Origin of the sequence: Cellulomonas sp. NS3, assembly GCF_024757985.1 — a bacterium.
GTDB lineage: Bacteria > Actinomycetota > Actinomycetes > Actinomycetales > Cellulomonadaceae > Cellulomonas_A.
Map to the genome: position 1 here is coordinate 2,478,446 of NZ_CP103289.1, position 16,474 is coordinate 2,494,919.

General features: G+C 74.2%; 17 protein-coding genes. 1 reads left to right on the forward strand and 16 read right to left on the reverse strand.

The features are described 5' to 3' along the window. Positions 1–47 precede the first annotated feature (47 nt). Positions 48–731 (forward strand): type IV toxin-antitoxin system AbiEi family antitoxin, encoded by a 684-nt coding sequence (locus NXY84_RS11300; RefSeq protein ID WP_258723207.1) that lies wholly within the window; start codon positions 48–50, stop codon positions 729–731. Here the strand turns inward: NXY84_RS11300 and NXY84_RS11305 are convergent. The 16 genes from NXY84_RS11305 to pgsA all read right to left on the reverse strand — a co-directional run bounded on the left by NXY84_RS11305 (position 680) and on the right by pgsA (position 16,470). Further along, positions 680–2,995: a RelA/SpoT family protein gene (locus NXY84_RS11305; RefSeq protein ID WP_258723208.1), complete on the reverse strand. Its 2,316-nt coding sequence runs from the start codon at positions 2,993–2,995 to the stop codon at positions 680–682. The genes NXY84_RS11300 and NXY84_RS11305 overlap by 52 nt on opposite strands. A 114-nt stretch (positions 2,996–3,109) precedes the next feature. Continuing rightward, a complete protein-coding gene (locus NXY84_RS11310) occupies positions 3,110–3,658 on the reverse strand; it encodes an adenine phosphoribosyltransferase (RefSeq protein WP_258723209.1) in 549 nt (182 codons plus the stop codon). Between the two features lie 8 nt (positions 3,659–3,666). Beyond that, entirely contained in the window at positions 3,667–4,761 is a 1,095-nt protein-coding gene (secF, locus tag NXY84_RS11315; RefSeq protein ID WP_258723210.1) for a protein translocase subunit SecF, read from the reverse strand. Beyond that, positions 4,761–6,713, reverse strand: coding sequence for a protein translocase subunit SecD (gene secD / locus NXY84_RS11320; RefSeq protein ID WP_258723211.1), 1,953 nt, complete (start codon positions 6,711–6,713; stop codon positions 4,761–4,763). Before secD ends, secF begins: the two co-directional genes overlap by 1 nt. Before the next feature lie 90 nt (positions 6,714–6,803). Next, the gene (yajC, locus tag NXY84_RS11325; RefSeq protein WP_258723212.1) at positions 6,804–7,226 is read right to left on the reverse strand and encodes a preprotein translocase subunit YajC; all 423 of its coding nucleotides are present in this window, start codon (positions 7,224–7,226) and stop codon (positions 6,804–6,806) included. Between the two features lie 130 nt (positions 7,227–7,356). Next, a complete protein-coding gene (gene ruvB, locus NXY84_RS11330; protein ID WP_258727188.1) occupies positions 7,357–8,394 on the reverse strand; it encodes a Holliday junction branch migration DNA helicase RuvB in 1,038 nt (345 codons plus the stop codon). 43 nt (positions 8,395–8,437) lie between these two features. Beyond that, positions 8,438–9,052 carry a Holliday junction branch migration protein RuvA gene (ruvA, locus tag NXY84_RS11335; RefSeq protein ID WP_258723213.1) on the reverse strand — a complete coding sequence of 205 codons (615 nt, stop codon included), beginning with the start codon at positions 9,050–9,052 and terminating at the stop codon, positions 8,438–8,440. Positions 9,053–9,169: 117 nt separating this feature from the next. Beyond that, positions 9,170–9,739 (reverse strand): crossover junction endodeoxyribonuclease RuvC, encoded by a 570-nt coding sequence (ruvC, locus tag NXY84_RS11340; RefSeq protein ID WP_258723214.1) that lies wholly within the window; start codon positions 9,737–9,739, stop codon positions 9,170–9,172. A 136-nt stretch (positions 9,740–9,875) separates the two neighbouring features. Then, positions 9,876–10,637, reverse strand: a complete 762-nt coding sequence (locus tag NXY84_RS11345) for a YebC/PmpR family DNA-binding transcriptional regulator (RefSeq protein WP_258723215.1) — start codon at positions 10,635–10,637, stop codon at positions 9,876–9,878. Between the two features lie 75 nt (positions 10,638–10,712). Continuing rightward, complete coding sequence (gene pdxT, locus NXY84_RS11350; protein WP_258723216.1) at positions 10,713–11,324, reverse strand: pyridoxal 5'-phosphate synthase glutaminase subunit PdxT; 612 nt, start codon at positions 11,322–11,324, stop codon at positions 10,713–10,715. Between the two features lie 66 nt (positions 11,325–11,390). Then, positions 11,391–11,915, reverse strand: coding sequence for an NUDIX hydrolase (locus NXY84_RS11355; protein ID WP_396126198.1), 525 nt, complete (start codon positions 11,913–11,915; stop codon positions 11,391–11,393). A 56-nt stretch (positions 11,916–11,971) separates the two neighbouring features. Then, a complete protein-coding gene (gene pdxS, locus NXY84_RS11360; protein WP_258723217.1) occupies positions 11,972–12,901 on the reverse strand; it encodes a pyridoxal 5'-phosphate synthase lyase subunit PdxS in 930 nt (309 codons plus the stop codon). An 86-nt stretch (positions 12,902–12,987) separates the two neighbouring features. Beyond that, a complete protein-coding gene (locus tag NXY84_RS11365; protein WP_258723218.1) occupies positions 12,988–13,662 on the reverse strand; it encodes a hypothetical protein in 675 nt (224 codons plus the stop codon). Continuing rightward, a complete protein-coding gene (locus tag NXY84_RS11370; RefSeq protein ID WP_258727190.1) occupies positions 13,659–14,855 on the reverse strand; it encodes a glycosyltransferase family 4 protein in 1,197 nt (398 codons plus the stop codon). The genes NXY84_RS11365 and NXY84_RS11370 overlap by 4 nt, the downstream gene beginning before the upstream one ends. A 29-nt stretch (positions 14,856–14,884) precedes the next feature. Then, positions 14,885–15,862: a phosphatidylinositol mannoside acyltransferase gene (locus NXY84_RS11375; protein WP_258723220.1), complete on the reverse strand. Its 978-nt coding sequence runs from the start codon at positions 15,860–15,862 to the stop codon at positions 14,885–14,887. Further along, a complete protein-coding gene (pgsA, locus tag NXY84_RS11380) occupies positions 15,859–16,470 on the reverse strand; it encodes a phosphatidylinositol phosphate synthase (RefSeq protein ID WP_258723221.1) in 612 nt (203 codons plus the stop codon). The genes NXY84_RS11375 and pgsA overlap by 4 nt, the downstream gene beginning before the upstream one ends. Positions 16,471–16,474: the final 4 nt, after the last annotated feature.

Below are 16,474 nucleotides of genomic sequence, written 5' to 3' on the forward strand. Positions count from 1 at the left end.
TGTGCACGGGCCGCACGGCGCCGGGCGACGGCCGCCATGCTGGGGCCGTGCGCCCCACACCCTGGATGCCCCGGCCCGGCCCACCCCTGCCGCTCGAGATCCTGCCGTCGGACGTCAGCCCCCCGACGTACCAGGCGCTCGTGCGGGACGGCGTGACGCGACGCGTCTGGGGCGACCTCGCGGTCCCCGCCGACGTCGACGTCGGCCCGCGGCTGCGCGCGGCGGCGTTCCGCGGGCTCGTTCCGGAGCGGGCGGTCGTCGGGCGACGCTCGGCGGCGTGGGTGCACACCGGCGAGCACGCCCCGCGGCGCGTCGACGCGCTCGTGCCGCCGCGGAGCCGACGGCCCGACCCGCACCCGTCCCGCACGACGTACGAGTGCGCGCTGCCGGCGCGCGACGTGGTCGACCTCGGCGGCGTGCGCGTCACGACGGTCCAGCGCACCGGCCTCGACGTCGCCCGATGGTGCGCCCCTGCGGAGGCGCTCCCGCTGCTCGACGCCCTGGTCCGGGCCGGCTTCGACGTGGAGCGGGCGCGCGCCGAGCTCGCGGGGCTGCACGGGTACGCCGGGACGCTCACCGCTGCGTCGGTCCTGGAGGCGCTCGGTCCGCCGGCGACCGCCCGACGCGTCGCCGACCACCCGCGAGCGGCGCACGTCGCGCACACGGGGAGCAGGCCAGGTCAGGCCCGGATGGCGGGCTCCTCGGACGCCTTGGCGCCCGTGATCCGGTAGACGTCGAACACGCCCTCGACCTTGCGGACCGCCCCGAGCACCGACGCGAGGTGCGACGGCTCGGCCATCTCGAACACGAAGCGCGACATCGCCACGCGGTCGCGCGACGTCGACACCGACGCGGACAAGATGTTCACGTGGTGGTCGGAGAGGACCCGCGTGACGTCCGAGAGCAGCCGGCTCCGGTCGAGCGCCTCGACCTGGATCTGGACGAGGAACAGCGCGCTGCTCCCCTGCGTCCAGCTCACGTCCACGATGCGCTCGGGCTGCTGGCGCAGGCCGTCGACGTTGATGCAGTCGGTCCGGTGCACGCTGACGCCCGCGCCGCGCGTGACGAAGCCGATGATCTCGTCGCCCGGGACCGGGGTGCAGCACTTGGCGAGCTTGACCCAGATGTCGTCGACGCCCTTGACCACGACGCCCGGGTCGCCGGTGCGGATGCGGCGCGCGGTGTGCCCGGGCCGGGCCGTCTCGGCGAGGTCCTCCTCGGCACCCGGCTCCCCGCCCATCGACTGCACGAGCCGCTGGACCACGCTCGCCGCGGACACCTGGCCCTCGCCGATCGCCGCGTATAGCGCGGACACGTCGGCGTAGCGCATCTCGTTCGCCAGGGCGACGAGCGACTCGTGCGAGAGCAGGCGCTGGATCGGCAGGTTCTGCTTGCGCATCGCCTTCGCGATCGCGTCCTTGCCCTGCTCGATGGCCTCCTCACGACGTTCCTTGGAGAACCACTGCCGGATCTTGTTGCGCGCGCGAGGGCTCTTGACGAAGCCCATCCAGTCGCGGCTCGGCCCGGCGGTCTCCGACTTCGACGTGAAGACGTCGACCACGTCGCCGTTCTCGAGCGCCGAGTCGAGCGGCACCAGGCGGCCGTTGACGCGGGCCCCCATCGTGCGGTGCCCGACCTCGGTGTGCACCGCGTACGCGAAGTCCACCGGGGTGGACCCGGCGGGCAGCGAGATGACGTCGCCCTTGGGGGTGAAGACGTAGACCTCGGCGCCCGCGATCTCGAAGCGCAGCGAGTCGAGGAACTCGCTCGGGTCGGCGGTCTCCTTCTGCCAGTCGACGAGCTGGCGCAGCCACGTCATGTCGTTGCCCGCGGCGTCCGTGGCCGCCGGCTGGTTCTTCGCGTTCTCCTTGTACTTCCAGTGCGCCGCGACGCCGTACTCCGCGCGGCGGTGCATGTCGTGCGTGCGGATCTGGATCTCGACGGGCTTGCCGCCGGGTCCGATCACCGTCGTGTGCAGCGACTGGTACAGGTTGAACTTGGGCATCGCGATGTAGTCCTTGAACCGCCCCGGGACCGGGTTCCACCGCGCGTGCAGCGCACCGAGCGCGGCATAGCAGTCCCGGACCGAGTCGACCAGGACGCGGACGCCGACGAGGTCGTAGATGTCGGCGAAGTCGCGGCCCCGCACGATCATCTTCTGGTAGATCGAGTAGTAGTGCTTGGGCCGGCCGGACACGGTCGCCTTGATCTTGGCGCTGCGCAGGTCCGCGCCCACCTGGTCGCGCACCACGGCCAGGTACTCCTCGCGGGCGGGGGCACGCTCCGCGACGAGGTGCACGATCTCGTCGTAGACCTTGGGGTAGAGCGTCGCGAACGAGAGGTCCTCGAGCTCCCACTTGATCGTGTTCATGCCGAGCCGGTGCGCGAGCGGCGCGTAGATCTCGAGGGTCTCGCGGGCCTTGCGCTCCGCCGACGCCGACGCGACGAACTTCCAGGTCCGCGCGTTGTGCAGCCGGTCGGCGAGCTTGATGACCAGCACGCGGATGTCGCGGGACATCGCGACGACCATCTTGCGGACCGTCTCGGCCTGCGCGGCGTCGCCGTAGGTCACCTTGTCGAGCTTGGTGACCCCGTCGACGAGCATCGCGATCTCGGGACCGAACTCCGTGCGGAGCTGGTCGAGCGAGTACTCGGTGTCCTCGACGGTGTCGTGCAGCAGCGCGGCGGCGAGGGTCGGCGGCGTCATGCCGAGGTCCGCGAGGATCGTCGCGACCGCGACCGGGTGCGTGATGTACGGGTCGCCGCTCTTGCGCATCTGGCCGCGGTGCGCGCGCTCCGCGACGACGTACGCCTGCTCGATGACCCCGAGGTCGGCCTTGGGGTGGTTGGTGCGGATCGCCTGGAGCAGGGGCTCGAGCGCCGGGGACGTCCCGGGGCCGCGCGTGCCGAAGCGTGCGAGCCGCGAGCGGACCCGTCCACCGGCGATCGCCTCCGCGGGCGCCGTCTGCGGCTCCTGGCGTGCTTCGTCGCTCATCGCACACCCCCTCCCGCGCCCATCCGACGGGCGTCCGTCGGACCGCACCCGGTGCGAGGGCCGGTCCGCCGGGTCCCCACCGACCCGATCCGTGAAGTGTACGGCGGGACGAGGTCAGCTCACGCCGAGCAGCGCCTCGACACGACGGCCGGGCAGCCGCGCACGTCCGCCGAGGAACTCGAGGTCGACGAGGAACGTCAGGCCGACGACCTCGGCGCCGCAGGCCTCGAGCAGCTCGACCGTCGCGGCGGCCGTGCCCCCGGTCGCGAGGACGTCGTCGACCACGAGCACCCGCGCACCCGCGGGGATGTCCGCGGGGTGGAGCTCGACGGTCGCCGAGCCGTACTCGAGGCTGTACTCGCGCGACACGGTCGGCCCGGGGAGCTTGCCGGCCTTGCGCACCGGCACGAAGCCGGCGCCGAGCGCCACGGCGACGGGGGCCGCGAACATGAACCCGCGCGCCTCCATGCCGACCACGAGGTCGACCGGCCCGTCGACGCGGGCGGCCATCTCGGCGACGACCGCCGAGAAGGCCGCCGCGTCGGCGAGCACGGGGGTGATGTCCTTGAAGCCGACACCCGGCGTCGGGAAGTCCGGCACGTCGCGGATGAGCTCCGCGACGCGCGCGAGCAGGGCGGACCCGGTGAGGCCGAGCGCGGTCATCGTGGCGCCTACCGCTTGCTCGGCTTGCGGCGCGGCTGCGCGGCCGTGCCCTGGTGCGCGCCGGGCCGGATCTGACCGGAAGCCCGCGCCGCTGCGGCGAGCGCCGGCTCGCCGCCCTCGGCCACCGCGGCGGTGCGCGACCGGAGCACGCGCTCGGTGTGCTCCTTGATCTTCGGCTCGCCCTGGCGCAGCGCGACCTCGAACGGCGTCGCGAGGAAGATCGAGGAGAACGTGCCGATCGCCATGCCGACGAAGAGCGCGAGCGCGATGTCGCGCAGCGTCCCGGCCCCGAGGATGAAGGCACCGACGAAGAGGATCGCCGAGACCGGGAGCAGCGCGACGACCGAGGTGTTGATCGAGCGCACGAGCGTCTGGTTGACCGCGAGGTTGGCGCGCTCGGCGTAGGTCGCCTTCGACTGGTCCAGGACGCCGACGGTGTTCTCGCGCACCTTGTCGAAGACCACGACGGTGTCGTAGAGCGAGTACCCGAGGATCGTCAGGAAGCCGATGACGGTCGCGGGCGTGACCTCCCAGCCGACGGCGGCGTACACGCCGACCGTGACGACGAGGTCGTGGAACAGCGCGATGAGCGCCGCCGCCGCCATGCGCCAGTTGCGGAAGTACAGGGTCATGACGACCGTGACGAGCCCGAGGAACACGAGCAGGCCGCGGAGCGCCTTGTCGGAGACGTCGGCACCCCACGTCGGGCCGATGAAAGAGCTCGTGACCTGGTCGGTCGACACGTCGTAGGCCTCGGCGAGGGCCGTGCGGACCTCCTCGACCTCCTCCGACGTCAGGGTCGCGGTCTGGACGCGCAGCGCGTTGGAGCCGATGCGGCTGACGCGCGCCTCCTCCTCCTCCGACACCGCGGTGACGGCGTCGATGGCGGGCTGCTCCGCCGGGTCCACGATCTCGTTGATCCGGAACTCGGAGCCGCCACGGAACTCGATGCCCGGGTTGAGGCCCGGGCGCACGAGCAGGACCGCGGAGATCAGCACGAGCACCGCGCCGATGAGGAACCACAGGCGCCGCTTGCCGACGATGTCGTACGAGCGCCGTCCCGTGTAGAGGTCGTTGCCCCACTGGGCGAATCCGGAGGCCATCAGTGCTCGTTCCCCTCGGTGCGTCCGGACGTCGGCTCGGCGGTGCCGTCCCCGGGGGACGGGTGCGCCGTGGTCGTGTCCGGTCCCTGCTCGGTGGTCCGTGCGGCAGCGGCTGCTGCGGCACGGCGCTGCGCGATCGTCTGGCCCGTGCTCCCGACGCCTGCGGCGACCGGCACCTTGGCCTCGGACGGGCTGTCCAGCGACGTCGTCCCGGCGTTGCCCGCGCTCACCACGCGCCCGCGCCCGGCGTACCGCGGTGCGGTTCCTCCGAGCCGGCGACGGTCGAGGCCGGAGAGCGGGTGGCCCTCGCCGAAGAACTTCGTGCGGGCGAGCAGCAGCATGAGCGGGTGCGTGAAGAGGAAGACGACGACGAGGTCGATGACCGTCGTGAGGCCGAGGGTGAACGCGAAGCCGCGGACCCCGCCGACCGCGAGCACGTACAGCACGATGGCCGCGAGGAAGTTGACCGCGTCGGACGCGAGGATCGTCTGGCGCGCGCGCTCCCAGCCCTTGTCGACCGCCGCCTGGAGCGTGCGCCCGTCGCGCAGCTCGTCGCGGATGCGTTCGAAGTAGACGATGAAGGAGTCGGCGGTGATGCCGATCGCGACGATGAGACCCGCGACGCCGGGCAGCGAGAGCCGGTACCCCTGGGTCCAGGACAGCACGGAGATCACGCCGAAGGTGAGCACGCCCGCGACGACGAGCGAGGCCACGGTCACGAGCCCGAGCGCGCGGTACTGGAACAGCGAGTACACGACGACGAGCCCGAGCCCGATGAGGCCCGCGATGAGGCCCTTCTCGAGCTGCTCGGCACCGAGCGTCGCGGAGATCTGCTCCTCGCTCTGCACCTCGAACGTCAGCGGGAGCGCGCCGAAGTTGAGCTGGCTCGCGAGCGTCGCGGCCGTCTCCCGCGTGAAGTCGCCGGAGATCTGCGCCTTGCCGTCGGAGATGATCACGCCGGTCGCGAGGCTGGGCGCCGAGATCACGAGGCCGTCGAGCACCATCGCGAACTGGTTCTGGGGCTGGGTGAGCGCCTGCAGGCGGGTCGTGGTCTCACGGAAGATCCCCGTGCCCTCGCCGTCGAGCTCCATGTTGACGACCCAGTTGTTGGTCGTCGCGCCGGTCTGCGTGACCTCGAGGCCCGACGTCGCGTTCGCGATGTTCGTGCCCTCGATCTCGACCGGGCCGAGCAGGTACTTGGCGGTGCCGTCGGGGTCGCACGTGACGAGCGCGCGGTCCGCGGGGCTCTGCACGCCACCCGTGAGGTTCTCGGGCGCCGTGCAGTCGAGCGCCGCGAAGTCGGCCTGGACCTTCGGCGTCGCGTAGTACTCGAGGTCGCTCGGGCTGTCGGGAGCCTCCTTGGCGGGCTCGTCCGACGGCGCGGCCGTCTCGGTCGGCGCGGGCGTGGCCGCAGCCTCGGGGGCCGGGGTCGCCGCCGCCTCGGGGGCGGGCGTCGCGGCGGCGTCCGCCGCGGCGGTCTCGCCGTCGGTCGGCGCGGCCGTCGCCGCGGCGTCGGCCGCCGGGTCCGTGGCCTCGGCCGGGTCCTCGACCGGCGCCGGGCCGGCCACCGTCAGCACCGGACGGAGCTCCATCTGGGCCGAGGTGCGCACGAGCGCGAGCGTCTCCGCGTCGGGCCGGCCCGGGAGCGCGACCACGATGTTCCGGCCACCCTGGCTGGTGATCTCCGCCTCCGCGACGCCCGAGGAGTCGACGCGCTGCCGGATGACCGCGATCGCCTCCGAGATCGTCTCGGGGGTGACCTCCTCGTCGTTCTCGGTGACGGGCTGCAGGATGATCTGCGTCCCGCCCTCGAGGTCCAGCGCGAGCTTCGGGGTGAGCGACGCGTCGGACCACCTCGTGCCGGCGAGGAGGGACCCGAAGAGCGCGAGCACGAGCCCGCCCAGGATGATCAGCGAGCGCAGCGGCCGGTGACGGCGTGTGGGTTGAGCCAACGGAGTGTCTTCTCTCGTGCGCGCACCGCCACGAGCGCGGCGGTGGGATCGTGGTCCGTCCCGGCGTCGGTGCCGGTGCGGGCCTGCGGGCTACTTCTTCTCGGGCGTGTCGTCCCCCCGCGCGGGCGGGAGGGTCGACAGGTCGTCGGGCACGTCGTACGACGCGGTCTCGGTGCCCTTGACGAGGGACGGTCCGGCGGTCGTGGGCGCGGGGTCCTCGTCGACCTCGGCCGCGCCGTCGTCGACCGGCGTCTCGACCGGGGCCTCCACGAGCTTCGCGACCGCCGCGCGCAGCCACCGGCTCCGGTTGCCGCGCGTCGACTCGAGCGTGACCTCGTCACCCTCGATCGCGACGACGGTGCCCAGCATCCCGGACCCGGTCATGACGTGCTGCCCGACGGCGAGGTTCGCCCGGAAGTCGACCGCCTGCTTCTGCTGCTTGCGCGTGCGGCTGGTCATGAGCCACATCGCGCCGAAGGCGATGGCGATGAAGAGCAGGAACGTGGGGTCCACGGGGTGGGTCTCCGGATCTGGTCGAGATGTCCGCCGCAGTCTAGGCGCAGCGGCTCCTCGGACCTAACGTCCGTGAGCCCGTCGCGGTTCCCCGGCGGGGTCCGTCCGGGCCCGCGCAGGCCGTCGGCGGTCAGCCGAACAGCGTGCCCGCCGCAGCCGGCGGGGTGAGCCCCAGGTGGGCCCAGGCACCGGGCATGGCGATGCGCCCGCGGGGCGTGCGTCCGACGAGGCCTTCGCGCACGAGGAACGGCTCGGCGACCGTCTCGACCGTCTCGGGCTCCTCGCCGACCGCGACCGCGAGCGTCGTCAGCCCGACCGGACCGCCGCCGAAGCGCGTGCACAGCGCGGTGAGCACGGCACGGTCGAGCCGGTCGAGCCCGAGCGCGTCGACCTCGTACACCTCGAGCGCGGCGCGCGCCGCGGCGAGCGACAGGTTCCCGTCGCCGCGGACCTGCGCCCAGTCGCGCACACGCCGCAGCAGCCGGTTCGCGATGCGCGGGGTCCCGCGCGAGCGGCTCGCGATCTCGGCGGCGGCGTCGGCGGCGAGCGGCACGCCGAGCAGCCCGGCCGAGCGCACGAGCACCCGCTCGAGCTCCTCGGAGGAGTAGAAGTCGAGGTGGCCGGTGAAGCCGAACCGGTCGCGCAGCGGCGCGGGCAGCAGACCGGCACGGGTCGTGGCCCCGACGACGGTGAACGGGGGCAGGCTCAGCGGGATCGCGCTCGCGCCGGCGCCCTTGCCGACCACGACGTCGACCCGGAAGTCCTCCATCGCGACGTAGAGGAGCTCCTCGGCCGGGCGGGCGAGGCGGTGGATCTCGTCGAGGAACAGCACCTCGCCCTCGTCGAGCGAGGACAGCACCGCGGCGAGGTCGCCGGCGTGCTGGATCGCGGGCCCGCTCGTGACGCGCAGCGGCGCGCCGAGCTCGGCGGCGATGATCATCGCGAGCGTCGTCTTGCCGAGCCCGGGCGGCCCCGAGAGCAGGACGTGGTCCGGCGCGCGCCCGCGACCGAGCGCGGCCTGGAGGACGAGCGAGAGCTGCTCGCGCACGACGCGCTGACCGACGAACTCCTCGAGCCGGCGCGGGCGCAGGGCGGCCTCCGCGGCGCGCTCGAGGTCGTCGGCGGCCGAGCGTACGAGGGACGGGTCGTCGCCGCCGGGCGCGGGGATGCGCTCGGTCGTCAGCTCGTCGTGGTCGTCGGACCCGTACGGGTCAGCCACGGCCGCCGCCGAGCGCCCGGAGCGCGGCGCGCAGCACGCCCGCGACGTCGTCCGGCCCGATCGTCGCCGCGGCGTCGGGCAGGACCCCGGCCACCGCGTCCTCGGCGGCGCGCACGTTCCAGCCCAGACCCACGAGCGCGTCGACGACCTGGCCGCGCTGGTCGCCCGCCGGGACGGGCGGGCCGTCGGGGACACCGGCGGGCGCCGGAGCGCCGAGCCGGTCGGCGAGCTCGAGCACGATGCGCTGCGCTCCCTTGTGGCCGATGCCCGGCACGCGCTTGAGCGCGGCGAGGTCCTCGGCCGCGACGGCGCGGCGCAGCCCGTCCGGGGTGTGCACCGCGAGCATCGCGAGCGCGAGGCGCGGGCCGACGCCGCTGACCGTCTGCACGACCTCGAAGACCTCGCGCTCGTCCGCGTCCGCGAAGCCGTAGAGCGTGAGGGAGTCCTCCCGCACGACCATCGAGGTGGCGAGCACGGCCTCGGAGCCGACCCGCAGGCCCGCGAGCGTCGCCGGGGTCGCCTGCACCAGCAAACCCACTCCCCCGACCTCCAGGACCGCCGCGTCCAGGCGGACCGCCTGCACGGTCCCTCGTACCGACGCGATCACGCGCTCCTCCTCCTGCTGCTCATGGCCACCCGGGCGGCGCACCGCACCGGTGCGTGCGCCCGCTCGGGTCGGCACGCACTATGCCACGCGGACGAACACCTGTACGAAGGGACACGCTCAGCGCGAGCCGCGCCGCGCCGACTGCTCGGCCCGCGCCCACGCGAGCTGGGCCGGCGTGAGCGACCCGGGCGCGCGCTGCGGGCCGCCGAGCGTCCCGGCCGGCCGCCAGAGGTGGCAGATGGCGATCGCGAGCGCGTCGGCCGCGTCCGCGGGCTTGGGGACCTCGGTGAGGGCGAGCAGGCGCGTGACCATCGCCTGCACCTGCGGCTTGTCGGCGCGGCCGCTGCCCGTGACCGCGGCCTTGACCTCGCTCGGGGTGTGCAGCGCGACGGGGATGCGCCGGCGGGCGGCGGCGAGCATCGCGATGCCGGCGACCTGCGCCGTGCCCATCACGGTGCGCACGTTGTGCTGGGCGAAGACCCGCTCGACCGCGACGGCGTCGGGGGCGTGCTCCTCGAGCCACGCGTCGATGCTCGTCGCGATCGCGAGCAGCCGCTGGTCGACGTCGAGGTCCGGGTCGGAGCGCGCGACGCCGACGGCCACGAGCCGGGCACGCCGCCCGGACAGGCCGTCGACCACGCCGAGCCCGCAGCGGGTCAGGCCTGGGTCGACTCCGAGCACGCGCACGCCCGCAGTCTCCCAGCCCGGCCGCCCGCCGCGGCGCACCTCGTGCGGCGCGCCGTCGTCGACCGGCCCGCGCCACTGGCCCGCGCCCCCGACCCGCGGCGGCGCTGCACCGCGCCGCGGCAGGCCGCAGCGCCGGTCAGTCGTCCGCGTCGAGCTCCGCCATGACCTCGTCGGAGGCGTCGAAGTTCGCGTAGACGTTCTGCACGTCGTCGCTGTCCTCGAGCGCGTCGATGAGCCGCAGGATCTTGCGGGCGCCTTCGGCGTCGACCTCGATCTGCGTCGCCGGGTAGAACACGACGTCCGCGGAGTCGTACTCGATGCCCGCGTCCTGCAGCGCGGTGCGCACCGGCACGAGGTCCGTCGCCTCGGAGAGCACCTCGAACGCGTCGCCGAAGTCGTTGACCTCGAGCGCACCCGCGTCGAGCACGGCCTCCATCACGCCGTCCTCGTCGACCGCGTCGTTCTTGGGCACCATGACGACGCCCTTGCGCGAGAACAGGTAGGACACGGAGCCGGGGTCGGCCATCTGGCCGCCGTTGCGCGTGAACGCGACGCGCACGTCGGACGCCGCACGGTTGCGGTTGTCGGTGAGGCACTCGACCAGGACCGCGATGCCGCCGGGGCCGTAGCCCTCGTACATGATGCCCTGGTAGTCGGCGCCGCCGGCCTCCTGGCCGGACCCGCGCTTGACGGCGCGGTTGATGTTGTCGATCGGGACCGAGCTCTTCTTGGCCTTCTGGACCGCGTCGAAGAGCGTCGGGTTGCCCGCGAGGTCACCGCCGCCCGTCCGGGCCGCGACCTCGATGTTCTTGATGAGCTTCGCGAAGAGCTTGCTCCGCTTGGCGTCGACGACGGCCTTCTTGTGCTTGGTGGTGGCCCACTTGGAGTGACCCGACATGGTCTCGCTACCCCTTCGTCTCCGCCCGCGGCGCGGACCCCGGACGTGCCGCGCCGTCGAGGGCGCCGTTCGGGGTCAGAGGCTGTCGCGGACGATCTGCACGAACAGACGGTGCACCCGCGTGTCGCCGGTGACCTCCGGATGGAAGGAGGTCGCCAGGAGCGGGCCCTGACGCACCGCGACGATCCTACCGGCGGCCGGACCCGACTCGACGCGCCCGACGACGCTCGCCCGGTCGCCGACCTCCTCGACCCACGGTGCCCGGATGAACACGGCGTGCAGCGGGTCCGCGCCGCTGTCCTCGACGCCGTCGATCACGAGGTCGGTCTCGAACGAGTCGACCTGGCGGCCGAACGCGTTGCGCCGCACGGTGATGTCGAGCCCGCCGAGCGTGCGCTGGCCCTCGATTCCCCCGAGCACCCGGTCGGCGAGCAGGATCATCCCCGCGCACGAGCCGTACGCGGGCATCCCCGCGCGCAGGCGCTCCTGGACCGGCTCGAACAGGTCGAACGCGCGCAGCAGCTTGTCGATCGTCGTGGACTCCCCGCCGGGGATCACGAGCCCGTCGACCGCGGCCAGCTCGCTCACCCGGCGCACCGGGACGGCGTCCGCGCCGCACTCCTCGAGCGCGCGCGCGTGCTCGCGCACGTCACCCTGCAGGGCCAGGACACCGATGGTGGGGCTCACGTGGGCCGATCCTACGGAACACCGGCGACGACCACGGCCACCGACCGCGGCGTGGACCCCGCCGGGTCACTCCTCCCGCGCGAGCCCGAGGTGGCGGGTCGTGCCGTCCCAGCCGCGCAGGAGCGGGCGCACGAGGTCCGCGAGCCCCTCGGGGAACACCTCGAGCTCGACCCGGTCCAGATCGTCGAGGTCCCACCAGCGCAGCTCGTCGAGCACGTCGAGCTCGACCTCGGTCCAGCCGTCCCGCGTCGCCGACGCGGGGTCCGTGACGTCGTGGGCGTCGACGCGCGCGAGGAAGATCTCCTCGTCCTGGCGGCAGTGCTCGGCGTAGAAGTCGAAGATCGCAGACCGCGTGAGGACGGGCCCGACGAGGCTCGACGCGTCGAGCACGATCCCCGTCTCCTCGCGCACCTCGCGGACCGCGGCCGTCCGGGCGTCCTCCCCGGCGTCGATGCCCCCGCCGACGGTGAACCACCAGCTGCGCTCGGGCTGGTCGAGGTCGTGCCCGCGCAGCAGCAGCACGCGGTCCGCGTCGTCGAGCAGGATCACGCGCGCGGCGCGCCGGAACCGCAGACCGTCCGTCCCGAGCACCCACTCCTCCCCCAGGCCGCGAGGCCGGGGTGGCGGGGTGCCCGGGACGGCGCCGGTCACCAGCCGCGCTCGGCCAGGCGGTGCCCGACGGGGACGTCGTCGACGTTGATGCCGACCATGGCCTCGCCGAGACCGCGGGAGACCTTCGCGATGACGTCCGGGTCGTCGTAGAACGTGGTCGCCTTGACGATCGCGTTCGCCCGCTCGGCCGGGTTGCCCGACTTGAAGATGCCGGACCCGACGAACACGCCCTCGGCGCCGAGCTGCATCATCATCGCGGCGTCGGACGGGGTCGCGATGCCGCCCGCGGTGAAGAGAACGACCGGGAGCTTGCCGGCGGAGGCGACCTCCTTGACGAGCTCGTACGGCGCCTGGAGCTCCTTGGCGGCCACGTAGAGCTCGTCCTCGGGCAGCGACGTGAGGCGGCGGATCTCGTCGCGCAGCGTGCGCATGTGCGTCGTGGCGTTCGAGACGTCGCCCGTGCCGGCCTCGCCCTTGGAGCGGATCATCGCCGCACCCTCGGTGATGCGGCGCAGGGCCTCGCCGAGGTTGGTCGCACCGCAGACGAACGGGACGGTGAAGGCCCACTTGTCGATGTGGTGCGCGTAGTCGGCGGGCGTCAGGACCTCGGACTCGTCGACGTAGTCGACACCGAGGCTCTGCAGCACCTGCGCCTCGACGAAGTGGCCGATGCGCGCCTTCGCCATCACGGGGATCGAGACGGTGCTGATGATCGCGTCGATCAGGTCGGGGTCGCTCATGCGCGCGACCCCGCCCTGGGCGCGGATGTCGGCCGGGACCCGCTCGAGCGCCATGACGGCGACCGCACCGGCGTCCTCGGCGATCTTGGCCTGCTCCGCGGTGACGACGTCCATGATCACGCCGCCCTTGAGCATCTCGGCCATGCCGCGCTTGACGCGGGCCGTGCCGACCGCGCCCGCGGCCGGGGTGTGCGACGGGGTGCTGGGGGTGCTCTCGCTGGTCACGCTGTGCCTCACAGGTCGCGGTGGAGGGGGTGAGCAGAGGGCGCAGACTCCCGCGCGCTCCGTGGTCCCAGTCTAGACCGTCGCCCTCATGCGTCCGACGGGCGGTCCCGCAGGGCGGTCGCCGGCGCCGGCTCGCCCGGCCGGCCCAGCGCGGCGGGCCACGCGTCGTCGAGCTCGAGCGTGCGGGGCATCGGGGCACGTCCCGCGAGACGCAGCGTGCGCGCGGCCCACGACCGGCGCACGCGCTGGGCCTGCGCGACGGCCTCGTTGTGGAACCGCCGGGCGAGCTGCGCGCGGTACCAGGACGCGGCGAGCGCCTCGACCAGCTCGGCGCCGTCGGGCTCCTCGCGCATCGCGGCCACCTCGTCGGGGTCGTCGAGCGCGGCACGCAGGGTCTGCGACAGCTCGCTCTCGACGAGGCCGCGGTCCTGCACGGGTGCACGCGTGAGCACGTCGGGGACGTCCGCGAGCGCCCGCACGTCCGCGGGCAGGGCGCGCAGCCCGTCGACCTCCGGACCGCCGACGGCGAGCGCGGCCCACGCGGCCTCGCCGACGAGCAGCGAGCTCACGGGGTCCATCAGGCCCGACGAGGACAGGCCGACGGCGGCGGAGGCGCGGCGGACGAGCTGCGCCTCGACGACGGCACGCGACGCGGCGACCTTGCGGTGCAGGCGGTCGAGGCGGGTCGCGGCGACCCACACGCGCCACCCGACGAGCAGCAGGACGGCGGCGACGAGCACCGCGGTCTCGGACCAGGTCATCGGGCGTCTCCTCGCACGCGGCGCAGGTCGCGCAGCCGGGCGCCACGCCACGACGACGGGTCCTCCCGGACGGGCGCGTCGGCGGCCTCGACGACCATCTCGTAGACCGTGAGGACCTCGTGCGTCACCGAGGACCAGTCGTAGCGCCGCACGGCGGCCGACGCGCGCTCGACGAGCGCGGCGCGCAGCCGGTCGTCGCCGAGCACCCGGACGAGCGTGCGCGCGAGGTCGGCGGAGTCACCGGTCCGGAACAGCACGCCCGCGTCGCCCTCCTCGAGCACCCGGCGGAACGCGCCGAGGTCGCTCGCGACGACGGGGGTCCCGGCGCTCATGGCCTCGACGAGCACGATCCCGAAGCTCTCGCCGCCGATCTGGGGCGCGCAGTACACGTCGACGGACGCGAGCAGGCTCGCCTTCTCCTCGTCGGTGATGCCGCCGAGGAACTCGACCGCGCGCGCGTCGTCGCCGAGCAGCTCCCGGACCTCGTCGGGCCCGGTGTCCCCGCGGCCGGCGACGAGGAACCGCGCGCCGGGGTGGGTGCGCAGGACCTCGGGGACGGCGCCGAGCAAGACGTGCAGGCCCTTGCGGGGCTCGTCGAGCCGGCCGAGGAAGGCGATCGTCGGCGCGTCGGGGGTGCCGGTCCACCGGGGGTCGGTGGCCGCGCCGGTGAACGCGTCGACGTAGACGCCGTTGGGGATCACGACGGCGTCGCCGCCCATGTGCTCGACGAGCGTGCGGCGGGCGTCCTCGGAGACGGCGACGCGCGCCGAGATCTTCTCGAGGGACTGCCGGACCAGCGGGTAGGCCATCTGGAGCGGGCGCGAGCGCAGCAGCGCGGTGTGGAACGTCGCGACGATCGGGCCGTCGGCGATCCACAGGGCGAGCATCCCGAGGCTCGGCGTCACGGGCTCGTGCAGGTGCAGGACGTCGAACTCCCCCGCTGCGAGCCAGCGGCGCACCCGGGCGGCGGTCACCGGTCCGAACGTCATGCGCGCGACGGCGCCGTTGTAGCGCACGGGCACCGCCCGGCCCGCCGAGGTCATGTAGGGCGGGATCGGGGTGTCGTCGTCGGCGGGCGCGAGCACCGAGACGGTGTGGCCGCGCTCGATGAGCGCCTCGGCGAGGTCGCGGACGTGGAACTGCACGCCGCCGGGCACGTCGAACGAGTACGGGCAGACGATCCCGACGCGCAGCGGCCGGTGTGCGCCGCTCATGTCCGCGGTCACGGCGCCTCCACCGGGGCGGGCGCCGCGACCGTCGCGGCGTAGCGGGCCGCGTCGAGGTCCTCGACGAACACCTTCTGCAGCATGTGCCAGTCCTCGGGGTGCGCGGCGATGACCGCGGCGACCTCGTCGACCCAGGACTGCGTCAGCACGCGCACGCGGTCGGGGCGCGCGACGCCCTCGGGGAGCGTCACGGGCGGCAGGAACTGGATGACGATCCCCCACGGCGACCCCGCAGCACGGCGGCGCTCGCCGGTCAGCCGCTCGTAGTGGATGGTCGTCGGCGCGAGCGTGGCCCCCGCGGACACGGCGAGCGCCGCGGGTCCGGCCGCGACGCGGGCCCGGTGCCCGAACAGGTCGACCTCGACCCCGCGCGCCGTGAGGTCGCGGTCGGCGAGCAGCGGGACCAGGCGCGGCCCGGTGCGCACGGCGGCGACGAGCCGGCGGAAGACGTCCCCGCCCTCGCCGCCCGACAGCGGGATGATCGTCATCCCGAGGCCCTCGCGGAACTCGAGGAACTGCTGGAACAGCTCCTCGGGACGCAGCCGCTCGGCGACGGTCGTCACGGGTGCGAGGTGCACGGTCGCCCACGCGCCCGCGACGTCCCAGTTCCCCATGTGCGTCAGTGCGAGGACGATCGCCTCTCCGGCGTCGAGCCGCGGCTGCACCCAGTCGAGCCCGGTCGCGCGCACGCGTGCGGCGAGCCGGTCCGGCGGGAGGGTGTTCAGCGCGAACGCCTCGCCGTAGTACCGCATGTAGGAGCGCATGCCGGCGCGGCTCAGGCGGCGCAGCTCGCGCGGCGTCGCGCCCGGTCGGACGCGCGCCAGGTTGGCTTCGAGCCGGCGCACGCCGCCCGTGCGGCGCAGCCAGGCGAGGTCCGCGGCGAGCGTGCACCCCCCCCGCAGCACGGGCCCCGGCACCCTGCCCGCGACGCGCCAGCCGAGCACGACCAGCCGCGCGGGGTCGGGGCGCCTCACGACGACGCCCCGAGCGACTGACGGCGGACCGTCGCCATGCGCTGCACGACGGTCACCGCGGAGGCGACCGCGAGCAGCGCGAGGACGACCGTGAGCACGACCCGCGGGGCGCCGACCCCGACGAGCGCCGCCGCGGCGAGCACCGCGAAGAGCCGGTCCGCGCGCTCGGCGATGCCGACGGCCGCGGTCATGCCGAGCCCCTCGGCGCGCGCCCGGGCGTACGGGACGACCGAGCCGAGCACGAGGCACACGAGCGCGAGCACCGCGGTGACCTCGTGGTCGCCGCCGCCGTAGAACCACAGCACGAGACCGCCGAAGATCGCGGCGTCCCCGAAGCGGTCGAGCGTCGAGTCGAGGAACGCCCCCCAGCTGCTCGAGCGCCCGGCCTGGCGCGCCATGACCCCGTCGAGGGAGTCCGTGAGCGCGAAGAACGACACGACGAGGGCCCCGGCGAGGAGGTGGCCCGTGGGGAACAGCCACAGCGCCGCGACGACGACTGCGAGCGTGCCCGTCACGGTCACCGCGTCGGGCGAGACCCCGAGGCGCAGCAGGGCCGCCGCGAGCGGGGTCAGGGCGCGCGTCATCCCGCTGCGCAACCGGTTCAGCACGGGT